Origin of the sequence: Streptomyces sp. SP17BM10, assembly GCF_036322405.1 — a bacterium.
GTDB lineage: Bacteria > Actinomycetota > Actinomycetes > Streptomycetales > Streptomycetaceae > Kitasatospora.
Genome location: NZ_JAQYXB010000675.1, coordinates 1 through 18,107, shown reverse-complemented (window position 1 = coordinate 18,107; position 18,107 = coordinate 1). Strand labels below are relative to the sequence as shown.

Here is an 18,107-nt window from a genome sequence, read left to right as displayed (position 1 = left end):
GATCGTTTCGCAGGGTGGGCGGATGACCGAGTTCCCGGAGGGGATCGAGAGCGGTTTCGCCGCCGCCCGGCAGATCGCCGACGCCGTGCTCCTGGAGGGCTACGTCCTCTACCCGTACCGCGCATCGGCGGCCAAGAACCGGCTGCGCTGGCAGTTCGGCGTCCTGGTGCCGCCCGAGTACACCGCGCAGGGCGGCGAGCACTCCCACCAGCGCACCGAGTGCGTCATGGAGGCGCGGCAGGACGACCGGCTCGCGGTCGAGCTGCGCTTCCTGCGCGTCCAGCGGCGGACCGTCGAACGGGCCACCGCCACCGGCGGGTTCGAGCCGGTGGAGCGGCTGGAGCTGGCCGACCGGGTGCTCGTCGAGTGGGACGAGGCCGTCGAGGAGCGGATCGAAATCCTCGTGCCCGTCGAGGAGTTGATGGGCGAAGGGGTGCAGCAGGGGTTCCGCCTGCCGGGCGTCGGCGAGACGGAGCTGCTGCGTGAGGACGGCACCGCCGTCGGACGGCTCGTGCGGCGGCGCGAACAGGTCGACGGCGTCGTCCGGTTGAAGGCCGAGGAGCTGCCGGGCCCGTACCGCGCGCAGCGCCTCACGGCCGTCGTGGAGAACGCGTCCACCTGGATTCCGCGCCGACGCACGCCGCGCGAGGAGGCGCTGCCGCGCGCCCTGGTCTCCGCCCACCTGCTGCTCGGGCTGGAGCACGGCCGGTTCCTGTCGGTCACCGATCCGCCCGAGTGGGCGCGCCCGGCCGTCGAGCGGTGCCGCAACGAGCAGACGTGGCCCGTCCTCGCCGGCCCGGACGACGGCTGCAAGGTGATCCTCTCGTCGCCGATCATCCTGGAGGACCACCCGAAGGTGGCGCCCGAGAGCCTCGGCACGCTGTACGACGCGACCGAGATCGACGAGATCCTCGCGCTGCGGACGGCGGCGCTGACGGACGAGGAGAAGCGGGAGGCCCGCGGCACCGACGCGCGGGCCGGCGCCGTGATCGACCTCGCCGAGTCGATGCCGCCCGAGGTGCTGGAGCGCCTGCACGGCGCGATCCGCGGGCTGCGCGAGATCTCGGCCGGCACCCCGGACGGCGAGCAGCCCTGGTGGGATCCGGGCAACGATCCGGCGGTCGACCCCGAGCGGGACGAGGTGCTGGTCGACGGCCACGCCGTCGCCGCCGGCAGCCGGGTGCTGCTGCGGCCGGGGCGGCGGCGCACCGACGCCCAGGACCTCTTCCTGGCCGGGCGGACGGGCGTCGTCGAGGCCGTGCTGCACGACGTGGACGGCTCGGTGCACCTGGCCGTCACGGTCGAGGACGACCCGGGCGCCGACCTGTGGCGGGCGCAGGGACGCTTCCGCTACTTCCAGCCCGACGAAGTCACCCCGCTGGAGGAGTCGTGAGCGGGCCGGAGGTGCTGGTGGCCGGGGTCGGCAACATCTTCCTCGGCGACGACGGCTTCGGGGTCGAGACCGTCCGGCGGCTCGCCGCCCACCCGGTGCCGGACGGCGTGGAGGTGGTCGACGTCGGCGTGCGCGGCGTGGACCTCGCCTACCGGCTGCTCGACGGCTACCGGACCGCCGTGCTGGTGGACGCCACCTGCCGCGGTGGGGCGCCCGGCACCGTCTACCTCATCGAGGCGGCCGCCGAGCCGCTGGAGGCGCCCGTGCTGGACGGGCACCGGATGGGGCCCGATGCCGTGCTCGGCCTGCTCGCCACGCTCGCGGCGGGCACCGGCGGCCAGCCGCCCGCACGGGTGCTGGTGGTCGGCTGCGAGCCGGCGTCGCTGGAAGAGGGCATCGGGCTGAGCGCCCCGGTCGCCGCCGCCGTGGAAGAGGCGGTCCAAGTGGTCCTGCGGGTCGTGGACGAGGCCACGCAGCCGGAGAAGGAGACGACACCATGCTGAGGAAACTGTTCTGCGCCGCCCTGCTGGCGGGGTTCGGCGCGCTGGTCTGGCAGAGCCTGCCCGACCTCAAGCGGTACGTGAGGATCTCGCGCATGTGACGCGCCCGCGAGGGGCGCACGGGGCGCGGATTGCTGCGAACGGTGCAGCCCCGGACGCGGTGGCGGCGCGGCTACGGGTCGGCGCCGCCACCGCGTCCTGTAATGGGGCGCGTTGCCGCCGGGCGTGGGAAGGGACCGATGCACGAGATGTCGATCGCCGTCGCCGTCGTCGAGCAGGTGGACGCGGCCGCGCGCGAACACGGCGCCCCCGGGGTGGCCCGGGTGCGGCTGCAGGTGGGCGAACTGGCCGGCGTGGTGCCCGAGGCGCTCGACTTCTGCTTCGAACTCGCCTGCGCCGGAACGCTGGTGGCGGGCGCGGTGCTGGACACCGAGGCCGTCGCGGCGCGGGCCCGCTGCGCGCCCTGCGACGTCGAGTGGGCCGTCGGCATGCCGCCGGACCTCGGCTGCCCGAGCTGCTCCGGCGGCGGTGTCGAGCTGCTGTGCGGGCGCGAGCTCCAGATCCTCGGCGTCGAGTGGGCCGAGCGCCCCGGCGTCCGGGCCGAACAGAAAGGCTGACGCCGATGTGCCAGACGGTCGACCTCCGCCGGGCGGTCCTCGCCCGCAACGACGACAGCGCCCGCGAACTGCGCGCCGCCCTGGGTGCGCGCGGCACGGTCGTGGTGAACATGCTCTCCAGCCCCGGCAGCGGCAAGACCGCCCTGCTGGAGGCCGAGTTGGGGCTCGCGCGGCGCCGCGGGGTCGCCGTCGCCGCGCTCACCGCCGACCTCGCCACGGAGAACGACGCGCTGCGGCTGGCCCGTTCGGGCGCGCCCGTCAAGCAGGTGCTCACCGACGGGCTCTGCCACCTGGAGGCGCGGATGCTCGCCGGGCACCTGGACGGCTGGCTGCCGCGGGACTGCCGGCTGCTGTTCGTCGAGAACGTCGGCAACCTCGTCTGCCCGGCCTCCTACGACCTCGGCGAGTCGCTGCGGGTGGTGCTCGCCTCGGTCACCGAGGGCGAGGACAAGCCGCTCAAGTACCCGACGGCGTTCGGCCTCGCCAACCTCGTGCTGGTGACCAAAGCGGACCTCGCGGCGGCGGCGGAGTTCGACGAGGCGGCGTTCGTGGCGAACGTCCGGCGCGTCAACCCCGGCGTGGAGGTCGTGCACACCTCGGCCCGTACCGGGGAGGGCGTCGGGGCGCTGCTGGACCGGGCGCTGGGCGTGCTGGACGGGGCGGCGGTGCACCGGCCGGTGATGGCCTCGGGGGATGCGCACGGCGGGCCCGTGCTCGGAGGGCACGCGCACGGCGGGCACGCGCACGACGAGCACGCGCACGCGGTGCGGGAGACCCCGTGACCGCCCTCGACCGCGAGCGGCGGCGGGTCGCCGTCCGGGGGCTCGTGCAGGGCGTCGGCTTCAGGCCGTTCGTCTTCACGCTCGCCGGCGAGCTCGGACTGGCCGGCAGCGTCACCAACACCGGCGAGGGCGTGCTGGCCGAGGTCGAGGGCAGCCGCGAGGCCGTCGACGCCTTCTGCCGGCGGATCGCCGCCGACGCCCCGCCGCTCGCCCAGGTGGTCTCCGTCGAGCACGCCCTGCTCGCCCCCATCGGCGCCACCGGCTTCACCATCACCCCGTCCCGCGCCGACGGCCCCCGGGCCACCCTGATCCCGCCCGACGTCGCCGTCTGCGCCGACTGCCTGGCCGAACTCGCCGACCCCGCCGACCGCCGCCACCGGCACCCGTTCATCAGCTGCACCAACTGCGGCCCCCGGCACACCATCGTGACCGGCCTGCCGTACGACCGCGTCAACACCACCATGGCCGGCTTCCCCCTCTGTCCCGACTGCGCCCGCGAGTACGCCGACCCGGCCGACCGCCGCTTCCACGCGCAGCCCATCGCCTGCCACGCCTGCGGGCCGCGGCTCGCGCTCGCGGTGCCCGGACGGGCCGGGCGGACGGGCGAGGACGCGTTGACGGAGGCCCGGCTGCTGCTGGCGGGCGGCGCGATCCTCGCCGTCAAGGGCATCGGCGGCTACCACCTCGCCTGCGACGCGCGGAACGCCGACACCGTCGCACTGCTGCGCCGGCGCAAGCGGCGCGGCGACAAGCCGTTCGCGCTGATGGCCCGCGACCTCGCCACCGTCGAGGGCCTGCTGCCCCTCGGGGCCGTCGAACGGGAACTGCTCACCGGGCCGGTGCGGCCGATCGTCCTGCTGCGCGGCGCCTCGACGGAAGGACTCGACGCGGTCGCCCCGGGCAGCCCCGACCTCGGCGTGATGCTCCCGTACACGCCGCTGCACCACCTGCTGCTCGCCGCCCCCGGGCCCGACCTCCTGGTGATGACCAGCGCCAACCTCTCCGGCGAACCCATCGTCACCGACGACCGGCACGCGCTCGCCGCGCTCGCCCCGCTCGTCGACGGCTGGCTCACCCACGACCGGCCGATCCACGTGCCCTGCGAGGACTCCGTCGTGCGCGTCGTGGACGGCGAGCAACTGCCGCTGCGCCGCTCGCGCGGCTACGCCCCGCTGCCGCTCCCGCTGCCCGTGCCCGTCCGACCGGCCCTGGCCGTCGGCGGCGACCTCAAGAACACCTTCGCGCTCGCCCGCGACGGCTACGCCTGGCTGTCCGGCCACATCGGCGACATGGACGACCTCGCCACGCTGCGCGCCTTCGACCGCGCGGTGGAGCACCTCGGCGTCGTCAGCGGCGTGCGGCCCGACCTGCTCGTCGCCGACCGGCACCCCGGCTACCGCTCGGTCCACCACGCCGAGCGCACCGCCGGCGGCCGGCCCGTGCGGCGGGTGCAGCACCATCACGCGCACGTGGCCGCGGTGATGGCCGAACACGGCCTGGACGGCGGCCGGCCGGTGCTCGGCGTCGCCTTCGACGGGACGGGGTACGGCGACGACGGCGCGATCTGGGGCGGCGAGGTGCTGCTCGCCGACTACGACGGCTACCGCCGCCTCGCCCACCTCGCGTACGTGCCGTTGCCGGGCGGGGACGCGGCCGTCGAGCGCCCGTACCGGACGGCGCTCGCGCACCTGCGGGCCGCCGGGCTGCCCTGGGCGGTGGGACTGCCGCCGGTAGAGGCCTGCCCTCCGGAGGAACTGCGGCCGTTGGAGCGGCAGTTGGAGCGCGAGCTGAACTGCGTGCCGACCTCCAGCATGGGCCGGCTCTTCGACGCGGTGTCGTCGCTCGCCGGCGTCTGCCACCGGGCCGGGTACGAGGCCCAGGCGGCGATCGAACTGGAGGCCGCGGCGGTCGGGTTCGTGCCCGTCGAGTTCGGGGCGGTCGAGTCCGGGACCGTCGGGGGCTACGCCTTCGGGCTGTCGGAGCAGGCGGGCGGCTGGACCGCCGAACCCGGTCCGGTGCTGGCCTCCGTGCTGGCGGACCTGGCCGCGGGCGTGCCGGCGGGGCTGATCGCGGCGCGCTTCCACGCCGGGGTGGCCTCGCTGGTCCGGCGGATCTGCGCGGCCGCCAGGGAGACGTGCGGGATTTCGACGGTGGCGCTCAGCGGTGGCGTCTTCGCCAACGCGCTGCTCTCCTCGGCCTGCGCGAGCGGGCTCGGGGAGGACGGCTTCACCGTGCTGCGGCACCGCCGGGTGCCGCCCAACGACGGAGGGCTGGCGCTGGGCCAGCTGATGGTGGCCGCCCGGTCGGCGACCACCCGGGAGGAGTGAGAGCGGATGTGCCTGGCGGTGCCCGGCAGGGTGACGGAGATCGAGGAGCGCGACGGGACGCGGATGGCGGTCATGGACTTCGGCGGGGTGGTCAAGGACGTGTGCCTTGAGTACCTGCCCGACCTGGGGGTGGGGGAGTACGCGATCGTCCACGTGGGCTTCGCGCTCCAGCGCCTGGACGAGGAGTCGGCCCGGCGGACCCTCGCGTTGTTCGAGGAACTGGGGCTGTTGCAGGAGGAGTTCGGGGACCCCTGGGAAGCGGCGGCGGCCGCGGGGACGGAGCACGGGGCTGAGGAGGCCGGACGGTGAAGTACCTGGAGGAGTTCCGCAACCCCGAGCTCGCGGAGGGCCTGCTCGCCGACATCAGGGCGACGGTCACCCGGCCGTGGGCGCTGATGGAGGTGTGCGGCGGACAGACGCACAGCATCATCCGGCATGCCATCGACCAACTCCTTCCGGAAGAGGTCGAGTTGATCCACGGTCCGGGCTGCCCGGTGTGCGTCACCCCGCTGGAGGTGATCGACCGGGCGCTCGCGATCGCCGCCCGGCCCGAGGTGATCTTCTGCTCCTTCGGGGACATGCTGCGGGTGCCCGGCACGGACCGCGACCTGTTCCGCGTCCGCGGGGAAGGCGGTGACGTCCGGGTGGTGTACTCACCGCTCGACGCGCTGAGGATCGCCCGGGAGAACCCGGACCGCGAGGTCGTCTTCTTCGGCATCGGCTTCGAGACCACCGCCCCGCCCAACGCCATGGCCGTCCACCTGGCCAGGAAGCAGGGCCTGCGCAACTTCAGCATGCTCGTCTCCCACGTCCGGGTGCCCCCGGCCATCGACGCGATCATGGACTCGCCGGACTGCCGCGTCCAGGGCTTCCTCGCCGCCGGGCACGTGTGCAGCGTCATGGGCACCGCCGAGTACCCGGCACTCGCGGAACGCCACCGCGTGCCGATCGTCGTCACCGGCTTCGAGCCCCTGGACATCCTCGAGGGCATCCGGCGCACCGTCCGCCAGCTGGAGCTCGGCGAGCACGCGGTGGACAACGCCTACCCGCGGGCCGTGCGGCCCGAGGGCAATCCGGCCGCCCGTGCCATGCTGGAGGACGTCTTCGAGGTCGCCGACCGCGCCTGGCGGGGCATCGGCGTCATCCCGCTGAGCGGCTGGCGGCTCTCGCCGCGCTACCGCGACCACGACGCCGAGCACCGCTTCGACGTCGCCGGGATCACGACCCGCGAGCCCGCCGCCTGCCGCAGCGGCGAGGTGTTGCAGGGGCTGCTGAAGCCCCACCAGTGCGAGGCCTTCGGTACCGTCTGCACCCCGCGCACCCCGCTCGGCGCGACCATGGTCTCCAGCGAGGGCGCCTGCGCCGCCTATTACCTGTACCGGCGGCTGAGCGTGCCGGTCGTGCCCCTTGCCGCTCAGGAGGCGAGCCGCGTTGGCTGACACCGAACTGCTCACGGACGACGGCGTGTTGGACTTCTCCGGCTGGAGCTGCCCGCTGCCGCTGCGCGACCACCCGAGGGTCGTCATGGGACACGGGGGCGGCGGGGCGATGTCCGCCGAACTCGTGGAGAACATCTTCGCGCCCGCGTTCGGCGGCCCGGCGCTGGAGGGCCTCGGCGACTCCGCCGTCCTCCACCTCGGCGGCGCCCGGCTCGCCTTCTCGACGGACTCCTACGTCGTGCGGCCGCTGTTCTTCCCCGGCGGCAGCATCGGCGACCTCGCCGTCAACGGGACCGTCAACGACCTCGCCATGAGCGGGGCCCGCGCCGCCTACCTCTCCTGCGGCTTCATCCTGGAGGAGGGGGTGGAGATGGCCGTCGTCGACCGCGTGGCCCGCGCCCTCGGCGCCGCCGCCCGCGCGGCCGGGGTCGAGGTCGCCACCGGGGACACCAAGGTGGTCGAGGCGGGGCACGGCGACGGCATCTACCTGAACACCGCCGGCATCGGCCTCGTCCCCGCCGGCGTCGACATCCGGCCGCAGCGGGCCGAACCGGGCGACGTCGTCATCGTCAGCGGGCCGATCGGACTGCACGGCGTGGCGATCATGAGCGTGCGGGAGGGCCTGGAGTTCGGCGTCGAGGTGCGCAGCGACAGTGCGGCGCTCGGCGGGCTCGTCGAGACCATGCTCAGGGTGACGCGCGACATCCACGTCCTGCGCGACCCCACCCGGGGCGGCCTGGCGGCCTCGCTCAACGAGATCGCGACGGCGGCCGGGGTCGGCGTGGCGATCACCGAGCGGGCCGTCCCCGTCCCGGACGCGGTGGCCAACGCGTGCGCCGTCCTGGGCCTGGACCCGTGGTACATCGCCAACGAGGGCAAGCTCGTCGCCTTCGTGCCGCGCGACGAGGCCGACGCGGTCCTCGCCGCCATGCGGGCCCACCCGCTCGGCGCGGAGTCCGTGGTGATCGGCGAGTGCGTCGCGGACCACCCCGGGATGGTCGTCGCCCGCACCGGCTTCGGCGGGACGCGGGTCGTCGACCTGCCGATGGGGGAGCAGCTGCCGCGGATCTGCTGATTCCGCTTTCGGTGGTCTTCGGGGCGTGTCTTCTGTCGACGAGCCCGTTCACGTCGTGGCGTACGACCCGGCCTGGGTGGAGCTGGGGAGCGCGCCGACGGTGCCCGGCCTGGACGCCGAACCGGTGATCGACGTCCAGGCCGGGTGCGCGGTGGCGGACTGCGGCGCCGCGGTGGCGCGGGTGCGGGAGCTCGGGTTCGAGCACCTGGGCGAGGCCGGTGTCCCGGGCCGGCCGTACCTGCGGCGGGCGATCTGCTGGCCTACTCGGCACTCAAGGCGGCGACGGTTGCCGACATCATGCGCGCGGTGCGGTAGGCCTCACCCGAGGTCGGCGAGCAACGCGGGCAGGTCGGCCACCGAGTCGATGGTGTGCTCCGGCTCGCCGTCGCCGCGCCTCGGCGCGCCCGGGGCCGCCTTCCCGGTGCGGACCAGCACGCCGGTGATGCCGTGGCGTTGGGCGGCGAGGACGTCGGACTCGACGTCGTCGCCGACCATCAGCGCGTGGGGTGGATCGGCGCCGACATGGGCGAGGGCGGCGGCGAAGAAGGCCTCCGCCGGTTTGCCCAGCACCTCGGCCTCCGTGCGGGCGGCGAACTCCAGACCGGTGACGAACGCGCCGCTGTCGAGCTGTAGCCCGTCCGCGGTGCGCCAGTAGGCGTTGCGGTGCATCGCGACCAGCCGGGCTCCGCGCCGGAGCGCGGCGAAGGCCCGGTTGAGGCCGTCGTAGTCGAACTCGGGCCCGGCGCCGCCGATGAGCACGACCTCGGCCTCGGCCGGGTCGTCGACGAGCACGAGCGCTGTGAGATCCTCCCGGACGTCTCCGCTGTTGAGGAGCAGGCATCGCGTGCCCGCGAGCCTCTCGGCGGTGGCGGCGGGCGCGGTGAGGACGTCCTCGACCCCGACCGGGAAGCCGGCGTCGGCGAGCGTCGTTGCAATCGAACGCCGGGTGCGCGAGGTGGTGTTGGTCACCAGCACGAACGGCACGCCGTCGGCCCGGAGCCGGCGGACGGCCTCGACGGCACCGGGGATGGGCCGCCAGTCGATCGTGAGCACGCCGTCGATGTCGAGGAGCACCGCTTCGTACCGTCCCATGGCCCCACCATAGCCCCTGGCCGGGGGCGGCCGTCGATGACCATGGACTAACTGATCGCTCCGGAATGGGGAACGCCGTCGTCCGGCCCTCATGGTCCCGGCCGTGGCCACACCGGGGGTCTCGGGGGCTGACGTTGGCTCAAGCCCACTCCGTCTGCAGCCCGAACCTCACCAAGACCCGCATCCGCGCGGACTGCGCCTGACCGCCACCGACAGCCCCTTCACCACCGGCGAGGGGCCACGCGTGTCCGGCACGACCCTGGGCCTGATCATGGCGATGGCCGGTCGCGCGTCCTACCTCGATTCGCTCGATGGAGACGGCGTCGCCGTCCTTCGCGAGCGCCAGGCACAACCCCGGGCATGACTCGAACTGCCCAGGCGCATCATCTGCCTCCGACGACTCCGGACCGCATTCTGAAACGATCAGTAAATGGCCTGGTGGTGGGTCCGGCGCTCGTGCTGGTGGTGCACCAGGGCGCCGATCGTCGCGGTGACGATCGCTATGGCGACGAGGGCCGTGTCGAAGAAGGCGGCCATGACCAGGTCGAAGCGGCCGCCTGAGGCCTGGTCGGAGAATTCGGGGGAGACCAGGCCGCCCGGGTCCTCGGTGACGGCGACGTGTTCGCCGGCGGTGTCGGCGGCGCCGCAGGAGACGGTGTGGGTGCGGGCCGGGGCGTCGTCGTAGCGGACGTCGCAGTCGTAGGTCGTGGTCTTGCCGTGGATGACGCGGACGTCGGCGACCGTGCCCGGGTGTTCGGTGCCGCGGATCGTCAGGACGGTGGCCTGCGCGGTGTTCATGCTGAGCAGTGGCACTGCGATCAGCGGGGCGAGGAGCAGGCCCATGGAGATCTTCCGCAGGGCCTTGGACGGGCACAGGCCCCAGAGCGCCACCATCAGGCCGACCGCTCCGGTGAGGACCAGTGCCAGCGAGGGGACCAGCATCCACAGACCGAAGGCACCGAGGGCTCCGCCGAGGGGCAGGAGGACGGCGGCGGCCGGGATCCACAGCGCCGTCAGCAGGGGGCGCTCGGGCCAGGGGACGTCGTTCCCTCGCAGTCCCCTGCCGCGGCTCCGCTGCCCGGTGGTGGGCCGGGGACTCTCGCTGGGTGTCACGGTCGCACATCCTGCCAGGTCACTCGGGGCGTGTGGCCGGTGGGGGCTGGGCGCTGACGCGTTGTTGATCGAATGTCTACGCACGATTGGTGTCCTGTCTCCCGCCCCGCGCTCGCAGCCGCACGCGGGCCACCGCTGAAGCAGGAGACCCACGTGTCGCACATCGCTCTTTCCGCCGTCCGCCGCCGTTCACGTCTGGCGGCGGTGGCGCTCGCCGCCGCCGCGACATCGGCGTCCGGCCTCACCGCGCTCGCCGCGCCGGCGAGCGCCGCCACGTCGGACGTGGTCGAACAGACGGTCACGATCCAGGAGCACCAGAACGGTTACGCCCTGGCGACCGTCGACGGCGAGGGCTCGCGGATCGTCGCCCGCGACTACCGGGACGCCTCGACCTCGTTCTGGGTCTCCAACAAGCCGGGCGGGCGGGTCGACTTCGTCCGCAACGTCAACGGCACCGAGCGGGTCGTCGAGATGGACACCAGGGACAGTCGCACCACCCAGTTCATCCACTGGTGGGCGGGTGCCAACCAGCAGTGGACCCTGGAGAACGCCGCCGAGGGCGGCACCTACATCCACAACGCGTCCGACGGCCGCTGCCTGACCTTCAACGGCCTCGACCGCGAGGTGACCGTGGAGAACTGCAACGGCAGCACGGCCCAGCGCTTCGACCTCGTCGGGAGCGGCGGCGGCCAGAACAACGGCTCGTCGGTGGAGCAGCGCTTCCTGCAGCGGGTCAACGACCTGCGGGCGCAGTACGGCCGGCCGGCGCTGCGCTACGACCAGACGCTGGCCCAGGGCGCCCAGTGCAACGCGGACCAGATGAACCAGCGTCGTGTCTCGGGGCACTTCTGCGACTCGGCGAGCATCCTCAAGGGCCTCGGGTACAACTGGAGGGCCTGGGGCGAGATCGCGTTCTACGGCCCCACCGACGTCGACGCGGCCGTCGACGGGTGGATCAACTCGTCCGGGCACCGCGACATCATGCTCAAGCCCGACGTCACCGAGGTCGGCCTGGCCCGGACGGGCAACGCCTCCTGGAACGCGGACTTCGGCGCCCGCTGAGCCGAAGCCCGGTCGCGCCCGCGCGTGGGCGGGGGCGCGACCGGGCTCCGTCGGGTCCGGGGTGGTGCTCCGGGCTCAGGACTCCTTGACGACGAGGGTCTTCGCGGCCTTGTCGTGGAAGCACTGCTGGAGCGGCTTGTCCCAGAGCTGGGAGAGCACGTTCACCAGGTAGAACAGCGAGCCGATGCAGTAGACCGCCTGGGGCAGGCCGTAGACGGCGCTGCGGATCCACAGGTCGTTGTCGACCGGGCGGCCGCCGTGCTCGACGGACACGACCCGCAGCTTCATGACCTTCTTGCCGACGGTCTGCTGGTTCTGGGTCAGCATCATCAGGGCCTCGTAGCCGAAGACGACGATGCCGCTGATGATGCTGGACATGACCGCGCCGATCGCCGCCGCGACGGCGAACTGGACGATGAGCAGCGGGATCAGCAGGACGATGCCGTCGATCAGGCGGGCCAGGAAACGGTCGCCGGGGTTGGCCAGGACACGGGTGCCGGGCGGCGTCGGGCCGTACGGGTTGGGCGCGCCGAGCCACGGCGGCAGCTGGGGGCCGCTCGTCGGGTAGCCGCCGCCCTGGGGGTAGCCCGCCTGGGGCGGCGGCGGGTAGCCGTAGCCGGGCGGCGGGGTGCCGGGGCCGCCGGGCTGGGGGTCGTACGGGCCCTGCGGGACGCCGTAACCGGGCTGCTGCGGGGGCTGCTGGCCGTAGGGGTTCTGGGGGTTCGGCTCTGAGGGGTAGCCGTATCCAGGGGTGTCGTTGGTCATCGTCCCGCTCGTCTCGTTGTGGCCTGGGACTGAAGGTGTAGCGGCTCGACCGAACCTTTAGGAAGAGTTTGGGATCAACTGTTACGTGAACAAAGATGAATCGCGACTGTTCGGCGGGTCGGTCCGTACGGGGTTGTCGTGCCGGTCTCGGGGTATTCGTGTAGAGGACGTGGCGGCCGGTGCGGTGGGCGGTGAGGAGCCCGGTGTCGACGATCCCACCGGGGCGCGTCACTGTTTCGGGCAGGCGGTGGCGCGCTGCTGCTCCTCGTCGGTCAGGTCGAGCACGAGCGCCCTCGGGGTGAGGACCCTCCGGCACAGCTGCGCCCAGGCGTCGAGCTCCTGCACGGTGGTGGTGGCGTCGAACAGGCTGTTGACCGAGATCGTCCTGGTCACGTGCGACTGCTGGTCCGCAGGCAGGTACCTGAGCTCGATCTCCCTGTACTCGCTGTGGACGGAGGAGAGGCTGAGGCCGGCCAGGCTCTGGTTGATGCCCTGGTAGACGGCGACGTGCCCGTCCTCCGCGCCGACGTAGTACTGGTCCTGGGTCCACTGGTAGCCGATGTACCCGCCGCCGAGCACACCGAGGACGGCTACGGCCGCCACGACGGCCTTCCATCTCGCGAAGCCCGGTTCGGCGGATCGTTTCGGGGGCTTCGCAGGCTGTTTCGGGATCACCGGAGGTGGGGGTGGCGCCGGGACGGCGTAGGCCGTCCGCACCTCGCGGAGGCGGTGGAGCACCTCCCCGGCCGACTGCGGCCGCCGCACCGGGTCACGGGCCAGGAGCGCGGCCACCAGTTTCGTGAGCGGGCCCGCGAGGTCCGGCCGGAGCGAGTCGAGCCGTGGCGCGGCCTCGTCGATCTTGTGCCGGACGACCGCCAGGGCGTTGTGCCCGGTGAAAGGCGGCCGGCCGGTGAGCACGGCGAAGAGCACCCCGCCGAGGGCGTACAGGTCCGACCGCTCGTCGCCGCGCTCGGTCAGGAACTGCTCCGGGGCGCCGTACTCGGGGGTGCCGGCCGGGGTCAGTTCGGACGATCGGGCCACGGTGAACGTCGTGCGGGAGAGGCCCGCGATCCCGAAGTCGACGACCTTCACCCGGCCGTCCCGGGTGAGCATCACGTTCTGCGGCTTGATGTCGTAGTGCACGACCCGGGCGCGGTGGGCGGCCATCAGCGCGACGCAGATCCCCTCGGCGATCTCCAGTCCCCGGTGGACGTCCAACCTCCCCTGCCTGTCGAGGAGTTCGGCGAGCGACTCGCCGTCCACCTTCTCCATGACGAGGAAGAGCACGTCCTCGTGCACCCCGCGGTCGTAGACGGCGACCACGTTCGGGTGGTTGATCTGCGCGACCGCCACCGCTTCGCGCTCGAACCGCAGGGGCAGTTCGGTGAGCGTGGCCGGGTCGAGGACGAGCGCCTTGAGCGCGATGTCGCGGCGCAGGGAGCGGTCCCGGCCGGCCCACACCTCGCCCATCCCGCCGTGCCCGAGCCGGCTGATCAACTCGTAGCGCCCTGCGATCAGTTCCCCGCGTCTCATCAGACCCGTCCCCACTGGTGTCGCGGCTTGCAGGGAACCAGGATACGGACGCGGGGGTGCGGGCGAGGGCGCTCGGGCAGGGCCGGTGAGGATTCGGCCCGTGCTGAATCGGTGGCCCGGCTGATGGTGGTGTGGGTGCCGATCCGCCGCTCCCCGCTGCGCACGGCCCGCGATCTGCCGGGGGCGTGAGGCGCGGGCACGTGCGCGGGCGGGGTGGCGTCGGTCAGCAGGGGCCGGTGCCCGGGCCGCCGAGGTGGAAGGACGTCGGGGTGACGCGGCCCGCGTCGTAGAGGGCGGGGCTGGTGGACGTGACCGTCAGGTGGGGGTCGTCGTCGGAGTCGAGGAGCCGGAAATCGCGGATCCAGCCGGAGCCCGGTGCGTTGCCGAAGCGGCCGTCGCCCATGGACTCGCACGTGCTGCCGGTGCCGTGGGCGACCTCGCCGAACGCGCTGATGACCTGGGTGCGGGTGTAGGTGCCGTTCCAGAGGGAGCCGGGGAAGTAGCCGACGGCGTGCTGGTCGTAGAAGATCCACCAGTCGCCGCCGATGTTCCGGATCCCGTAGCGGGCCGCTTCGCCCGGCTTGAGGGCCATGCCGGCGGTGTAGATCGGGGAGACCTGGACGAAGCCGCACCCGTTGTAGCAACTCTCCTTGCCGTCCACCCAGTGGTAGACGAACAGGTGCGGCAGGAGATCGCCGTTGAGGCCGAAGTCCACTGTCCAGCCGACCTCGACGGTGGATTTGCGGTCGGTGGACTGGACGGCGAGCTCCTGAAGCGAATGTGCGTCGGTGTCGCCGGACTTGAGGGTCGGCGAGGACTGCAGCATCAGGATGCTCGCGCCCGCGGCGTCGGTCTGCTGGCGGCCCGACACGTAGTCGTAGCAGGCGCCGAACCAGCAGATGGGGCCGGTGCCGCCGGCGACGGGAGCGGCGGACGGCACGACGGGCGCTAACCCGGTGCTCGCGGCGGTGGCGGTGGTCGCAGCGGTGGCGGGGACGGCGGTGAGGATGCCGAGGGCTGCCGCGAGGGCGGCGGCGGTGCGCCGGATACGCATGTGGGGGTCCAATCGGCGAGAACGGCGGCCGTGGGTGAAGTGCGGCCGGGGGAACGGAAGTTAAATACCGACTTAAGCTCGCTTACGTGTGGGGTTAAGCTAGCGGCGGCCGCAGCGGCACGCAATAGCCTGTGCGCGGCGACGAGGTGCCGACGGGAAGGCGGGGGAGTACCGTGACGGATGACGACCGGCTGCTGATCGGGCGGCGGATCCAGCAGCTGCGCGCCGAACGCGGCCTCACCCAACGCGCGTTGGCCGAGCCCTCCTACACGGCGGCGTACGTGTCGACGCTGGAGTCCGGAAAGGCCCGGCCCTCCGACGCCGCGCTGCGCTACCTCGCCGGACGCCTCGGAGTCAGTGCCGAGCAGCTCGCCACCGGGCGGCCCGCCCACCTCGCCACCGACCTGCGGTCCCGGCTCGCCGACGCCCGGCAGGCCCTGTGCACCGGCGAACCGGCGGATGCGGCAGCGCAGTTCACCGAGCTGGCCGCCGAAGCCGACCGCTACGGTCTGGTGGACGAACACGCCGACGCCCTGGTGGGATCGGGCGACTGCGCGCTGGAGGCGGGTGAACTCGACCAGGCGATAGGCTATTTCAGAGCCGCCGAGGAGCTGCTCCGCGACGCCCCGCTCCCGCACCGCATACCGGCCCTGCGCGGCCGGGCCGTCGCCCACCTCCTCGCCGGTGACCTGCGCTACTCCTGCTACCTCCTGGAGAGCGCGATCGACCGGCTCAACGCCGCCGGCCTGCCCGACCCGCAGGCCCTGCTGCTCCTCTACTCCGCCATCACCGCCCCCTACCTGGACCTCGGGGCGCACCGCCTCGCCGCCCAGGCCGCCGAACTCGCCCTCGCCCTGGCCCCGCGGGTCGACGACCCGGCCGCCGTGGCCCGCCTGCACCGCTCGGTGGCCCGCACCCTCCTCGCCGAGGGCCGCGCCGCCGAGGCCGACGCCTCCCTGGCCCGCGCCCAGGAGCTCTACCAGCAGCTCCGCATCCGCAGCGAGATCGCGCACTGCCACTGGATGCGCGGCTACCTGCGTGCGCAGGACGGTGATCTCCACGCCGCCGAGCGCGAACTCCGGACCGCCCGCGGGATACTGGCCGAGCGCCGCGCGGTGTTGTACGTCCAGCAGATCGACGTCGAACTGGCGGACGTCCTGCGGCGGTCGGGGCGCGGCGCGCAGGCGGTCGCGCTGCTCGCCGACCTGCTCGGGTCCCTGCACCCGAGCCGCGGCGCCGTCCACGCGGGGGCGGCCCACCGGCTGTTGGGCCTGATCGCCGAGGAGCGCGGCGAGGACGCCGGTGCCGAGGAGCACTACCGGAGCGCCCTCGGCCTCCTCGAACGCGCCGGCGCCACGGCCGACTCGGCGGACCTCTGCCGCCTCCTCGGCGACCTCCTGCGCCGCACCGGCCGCCCGGAGGAGGCGCTGGACACCTATCGTGCCGGTCTCGCCCACCGGGCCACCCCGGGCACGACGACCCTCGGCCCGGCGCCCGCGCTGCCGCCGCTTCCCCCGCTGTAGGGCGGGTCAGGACGGCGTCGCGGCCCGGTCGGAGTCGAAGGACAGGACCGGGCCCTCGGCGAGCATCACCTGGACCTCGGGATCGCCCGGCGTGTCGTCCGGATGCAGCGGCCGGCCGGTCACCGCGCTCCAGGAGCCGGCCGACCCGTAGGCGTCCGTGCAGTCGATCGCGACGTTCCGCGGTGCCGAGATCACGATCCCGAGCCTTCCCGGCGGCCTGCCTCTCAGTGGATGTGATCCTGCCAGTCGGCGGGGACGCGATCCTCCGGGCCGGGCACGGTCTGCGTGCGCGGGTGGTGGTGTGGTGCGGCGAGTTCCGGGCCCTGCTCGAAGTAGTCGCCGGTGCGGTAGTCCCAGAACCAGTCCTCATCCGGTTCGAAGGTCTGGACGAACGGGTGCCCGGTCTCGGCGAAGTGCCGCGTGGCGTGCTGCGCCGGGGAGGTGTCGCAGCAGCCGATGTGCCCGCACTGGGCGCAGCGCCGCAGGTGCACCCACCAGCCCTGTGCCGCCTCGCACTCGACGCATCCGGTCCCGCTGGGCGGCACCGCCGGGTCGACACCCTCGATGGCCTGCGACATGAGCGTCCTTCCGTAGCGCGGTTCGGCCGCCCGCATCCTGCCACGCGCGGGGCCGGCGTGCGGGGCGGCGCGCCAGGCGGCACGGCCCGGTCCTGCGCGGGCCTTGACCCCGAGTGAGTTAAGGAACTTCACGGCGCGCGGAAGTTCTGGAAGCCGCGATCCGCGACACCGTGGACGCTCCGCCGAGGCCCCGCCGCCGCCGGACGGGCGTCGTCGGGGGCGGCGAACAGGGCGCCGCGCAGCGGGCCCTCGAAGAGCCGACGGTGGGTGCGGCCGAGGATGGGCTTCCCGCCGCGCTCGGCCCACTGCCGACCGGGGTGGGGCTGGAGATGGAGCGGCCCGAACTCGTCCAGGCAGAAGACGACTTCGGGCTCACGGGACAGGCGTCGCCCCTCGTCGTCATCGATCTCGCGGACGCGTACTCGTTGTGCCGTCCGGACAGCGTGACGACATCGCGCCGTGCGGACCAGCATCCGAACGGCGCGTCACATCATGACGGGGCAAGGGTTCTCCGGGTCTGGCCGGCGCTATACGCCGGTGGCACCGTCGATGCGTTCCCTGACCAGGTCGGCGTGGCCGTTGTGGCGGGCGTACTCCTCGATCATGTGGACGTAGATCCAGCGGAGGCTGACGTCCTGCCCCATGAAGCGGCCCGTGTCGGCCAGAGGACGGCCGGCGCAGTGCTCGCGGGCGCGGGCGATTTCCGCGCGCCAGGTGGCGAGGGCGTCGCGCAGGGTGGCGCCCTCGGCCAGATCGAAGCCGCCGTCGGGACCATCCGGGTCAGCCTCTGGGTCGTGGATGGGCGGGGCCTGTTCTCCGGCGAACACCCGGCGGAACCAATTCCGCTCCACCTCCGCCATGTGTCGGACGAGACCAGTCAGAGTGAAGCCGGACGGTGGCACGGACGCGACGGCAGCCTGTTCGTCGTCCAGGCCCTCGCACTTCATGGCGAGTGTTGCGCGATGAAAGTCAAGCCAGCTTTCGAGCGTGGTGCGCTCGTCGGCGTTCAGGGGCGGCAGAGGGCGTTCGATAGTGGTCACCCGGTCGATTATCGCCACCGGCCGAACCTCTTGGCAGGCAGACTCATTGCAGAGCGAACGGCGCCTGATGCGGCACTAGTAGGGCTTGGTCAGGTCTGTTTTCGTGTGGGTATGTCGCGGTGGCAGGTGGGGCAGGCGCCGGCCCAGGTCGCCAGAAGGATCTGGAGCTCGCGGACGACTTGGTAGAGGCTCAGGCCGGCCCCGCGTCTTTTGG

General features: G+C 73.2%; 20 protein-coding genes. 11 read left to right on the top strand and 9 right to left on the bottom strand.

Going from position 1 to position 18,107, the window contains the following annotated elements; all coding sequences use genetic code 11:
- Positions 1-22: 22 nt before the first annotated feature.
- The 9 genes from PUR71_RS35740 to hypE all read left to right on the top strand — a co-directional run bounded on the left by PUR71_RS35740 (position 23) and on the right by hypE (position 8,133).
- Positions 23-1,393, top strand: coding sequence for a hypothetical protein (locus PUR71_RS35740; RefSeq protein WP_329931399.1), 1,371 nt, complete (start codon positions 23-25; stop codon positions 1,391-1,393).
- Positions 1,390-1,896 (top strand): hydrogenase maturation protease, encoded by a 507-nt coding sequence (locus tag PUR71_RS35735; protein WP_329931398.1) that lies wholly within the window; start codon positions 1,390-1,392, stop codon positions 1,894-1,896. Before PUR71_RS35740 ends, PUR71_RS35735 begins: the two co-directional genes overlap by 4 nt.
- A complete protein-coding gene (locus PUR71_RS41410; RefSeq protein ID WP_443077698.1) occupies positions 1,890-1,994 on the top strand; it encodes a DUF6893 family small protein in 105 nt (34 codons plus the stop codon). Before PUR71_RS35735 ends, PUR71_RS41410 begins: the two co-directional genes overlap by 7 nt.
- A 138-nt stretch (positions 1,995-2,132) precedes the next feature.
- Positions 2,133-2,510 carry a hydrogenase maturation nickel metallochaperone HypA/HybF gene (locus tag PUR71_RS35730; protein ID WP_329931397.1) on the top strand — a complete coding sequence of 126 codons (378 nt, stop codon included), beginning with the start codon at positions 2,133-2,135 and terminating at the stop codon, positions 2,508-2,510.
- 5 nt (positions 2,511-2,515) lie between these two features.
- Positions 2,516-3,292: a hydrogenase nickel incorporation protein HypB gene (gene hypB / locus PUR71_RS35725; RefSeq protein WP_329931396.1), complete on the top strand. Its 777-nt coding sequence runs from the start codon at positions 2,516-2,518 to the stop codon at positions 3,290-3,292.
- Positions 3,289-5,619, top strand: coding sequence for a carbamoyltransferase HypF (gene hypF / locus PUR71_RS35720; protein ID WP_329931395.1), 2,331 nt, complete (start codon positions 3,289-3,291; stop codon positions 5,617-5,619). Before hypB ends, hypF begins: the two co-directional genes overlap by 4 nt.
- Before the next feature lie 6 nt (positions 5,620-5,625).
- On the top strand, positions 5,626-5,928 hold the full coding sequence (locus tag PUR71_RS35715; RefSeq protein ID WP_329931394.1) for a HypC/HybG/HupF family hydrogenase formation chaperone: 303 nt from the start codon (positions 5,626-5,628) through the stop codon (positions 5,926-5,928).
- A complete protein-coding gene (hypD, locus tag PUR71_RS35710; protein ID WP_329931393.1) occupies positions 5,925-7,058 on the top strand; it encodes a hydrogenase formation protein HypD in 1,134 nt (377 codons plus the stop codon). The genes PUR71_RS35715 and hypD overlap by 4 nt, the downstream gene beginning before the upstream one ends.
- The gene (gene hypE / locus PUR71_RS35705) at positions 7,051-8,133 is read left to right on the top strand and encodes a hydrogenase expression/formation protein HypE (protein WP_329931392.1); all 1,083 of its coding nucleotides are present in this window, start codon (positions 7,051-7,053) and stop codon (positions 8,131-8,133) included. The genes hypD and hypE overlap by 8 nt, the downstream gene beginning before the upstream one ends.
- Before the next feature lie 318 nt (positions 8,134-8,451).
- Here hypE and PUR71_RS35700 read toward each other — a convergent pair whose 3' ends face one another.
- Both PUR71_RS35700 and PUR71_RS35695 read right to left on the bottom strand, forming a co-directional pair.
- On the bottom strand, positions 8,452-9,225 hold the full coding sequence (locus tag PUR71_RS35700) for an HAD-IIA family hydrolase (RefSeq protein ID WP_329931391.1): 774 nt from the start codon (positions 9,223-9,225) through the stop codon (positions 8,452-8,454).
- Between the two features lie 423 nt (positions 9,226-9,648).
- Positions 9,649-10,338, bottom strand: a complete 690-nt coding sequence (locus PUR71_RS35695; protein WP_329931390.1) for a hypothetical protein — start codon at positions 10,336-10,338, stop codon at positions 9,649-9,651.
- 153 nt (positions 10,339-10,491) lie between these two features.
- On the opposite strand from PUR71_RS35695, the gene PUR71_RS35690 reads away from it, so the two are divergent.
- Positions 10,492-11,400: a CAP domain-containing protein gene (locus PUR71_RS35690; protein ID WP_329931389.1), complete on the top strand. Its 909-nt coding sequence runs from the start codon at positions 10,492-10,494 to the stop codon at positions 11,398-11,400.
- A 75-nt stretch (positions 11,401-11,475) separates the two neighbouring features.
- Here the strand turns inward: PUR71_RS35690 and PUR71_RS35685 are convergent, their stop codons facing one another.
- The 3 genes from PUR71_RS35685 to PUR71_RS35675 all read right to left on the bottom strand — a co-directional run bounded on the left by PUR71_RS35685 (position 11,476) and on the right by PUR71_RS35675 (position 14,752).
- The gene (locus PUR71_RS35685; protein WP_329931388.1) at positions 11,476-12,165 is read right to left on the bottom strand and encodes an RDD family protein; all 690 of its coding nucleotides are present in this window, start codon (positions 12,163-12,165) and stop codon (positions 11,476-11,478) included.
- 228 nt (positions 12,166-12,393) lie between these two features.
- Positions 12,394-13,698 (bottom strand): serine/threonine-protein kinase, encoded by a 1,305-nt coding sequence (locus PUR71_RS35680; protein ID WP_329931387.1) that lies wholly within the window; start codon positions 13,696-13,698, stop codon positions 12,394-12,396.
- Positions 13,699-13,921: 223 nt separating this feature from the next.
- Positions 13,922-14,752 carry a neprosin family prolyl endopeptidase gene (locus PUR71_RS35675; protein ID WP_329931386.1) on the bottom strand — a complete coding sequence of 277 codons (831 nt, stop codon included), beginning with the start codon at positions 14,750-14,752 and terminating at the stop codon, positions 13,922-13,924.
- 173 nt (positions 14,753-14,925) lie between these two features.
- Here PUR71_RS35675 and PUR71_RS35670 point away from each other — a divergent pair, with 173 nt between their 5' ends.
- Positions 14,926-16,275, top strand: a complete 1,350-nt coding sequence (locus tag PUR71_RS35670; RefSeq protein ID WP_329931385.1) for a helix-turn-helix domain-containing protein — start codon at positions 14,926-14,928, stop codon at positions 16,273-16,275.
- Positions 16,276-16,281: 6 nt separating this feature from the next.
- Here the strand turns inward: PUR71_RS35670 and PUR71_RS35665 are convergent, their stop codons facing one another.
- The 4 genes from PUR71_RS35665 to PUR71_RS35650 form a co-directional block, all read right to left on the bottom strand.
- Entirely contained in the window at positions 16,282-16,470 is a 189-nt protein-coding gene (locus PUR71_RS35665; protein WP_443077695.1) for a hypothetical protein, read from the bottom strand.
- A 29-nt stretch (positions 16,471-16,499) separates the two neighbouring features.
- The gene (locus tag PUR71_RS35660; RefSeq protein WP_329931384.1) at positions 16,500-16,853 is read right to left on the bottom strand and encodes a UBP-type zinc finger domain-containing protein; all 354 of its coding nucleotides are present in this window, start codon (positions 16,851-16,853) and stop codon (positions 16,500-16,502) included.
- 128 nt (positions 16,854-16,981) lie between these two features.
- A complete protein-coding gene (locus tag PUR71_RS41405) occupies positions 16,982-17,326 on the bottom strand; it encodes a hypothetical protein (protein WP_443077694.1) in 345 nt (114 codons plus the stop codon).
- A 54-nt stretch (positions 17,327-17,380) separates the two neighbouring features.
- Positions 17,381-17,893: a DinB family protein gene (locus PUR71_RS35650; protein WP_329931383.1), complete on the bottom strand. Its 513-nt coding sequence runs from the start codon at positions 17,891-17,893 to the stop codon at positions 17,381-17,383.
- Positions 17,894-18,107: the final 214 nt, after the last annotated feature.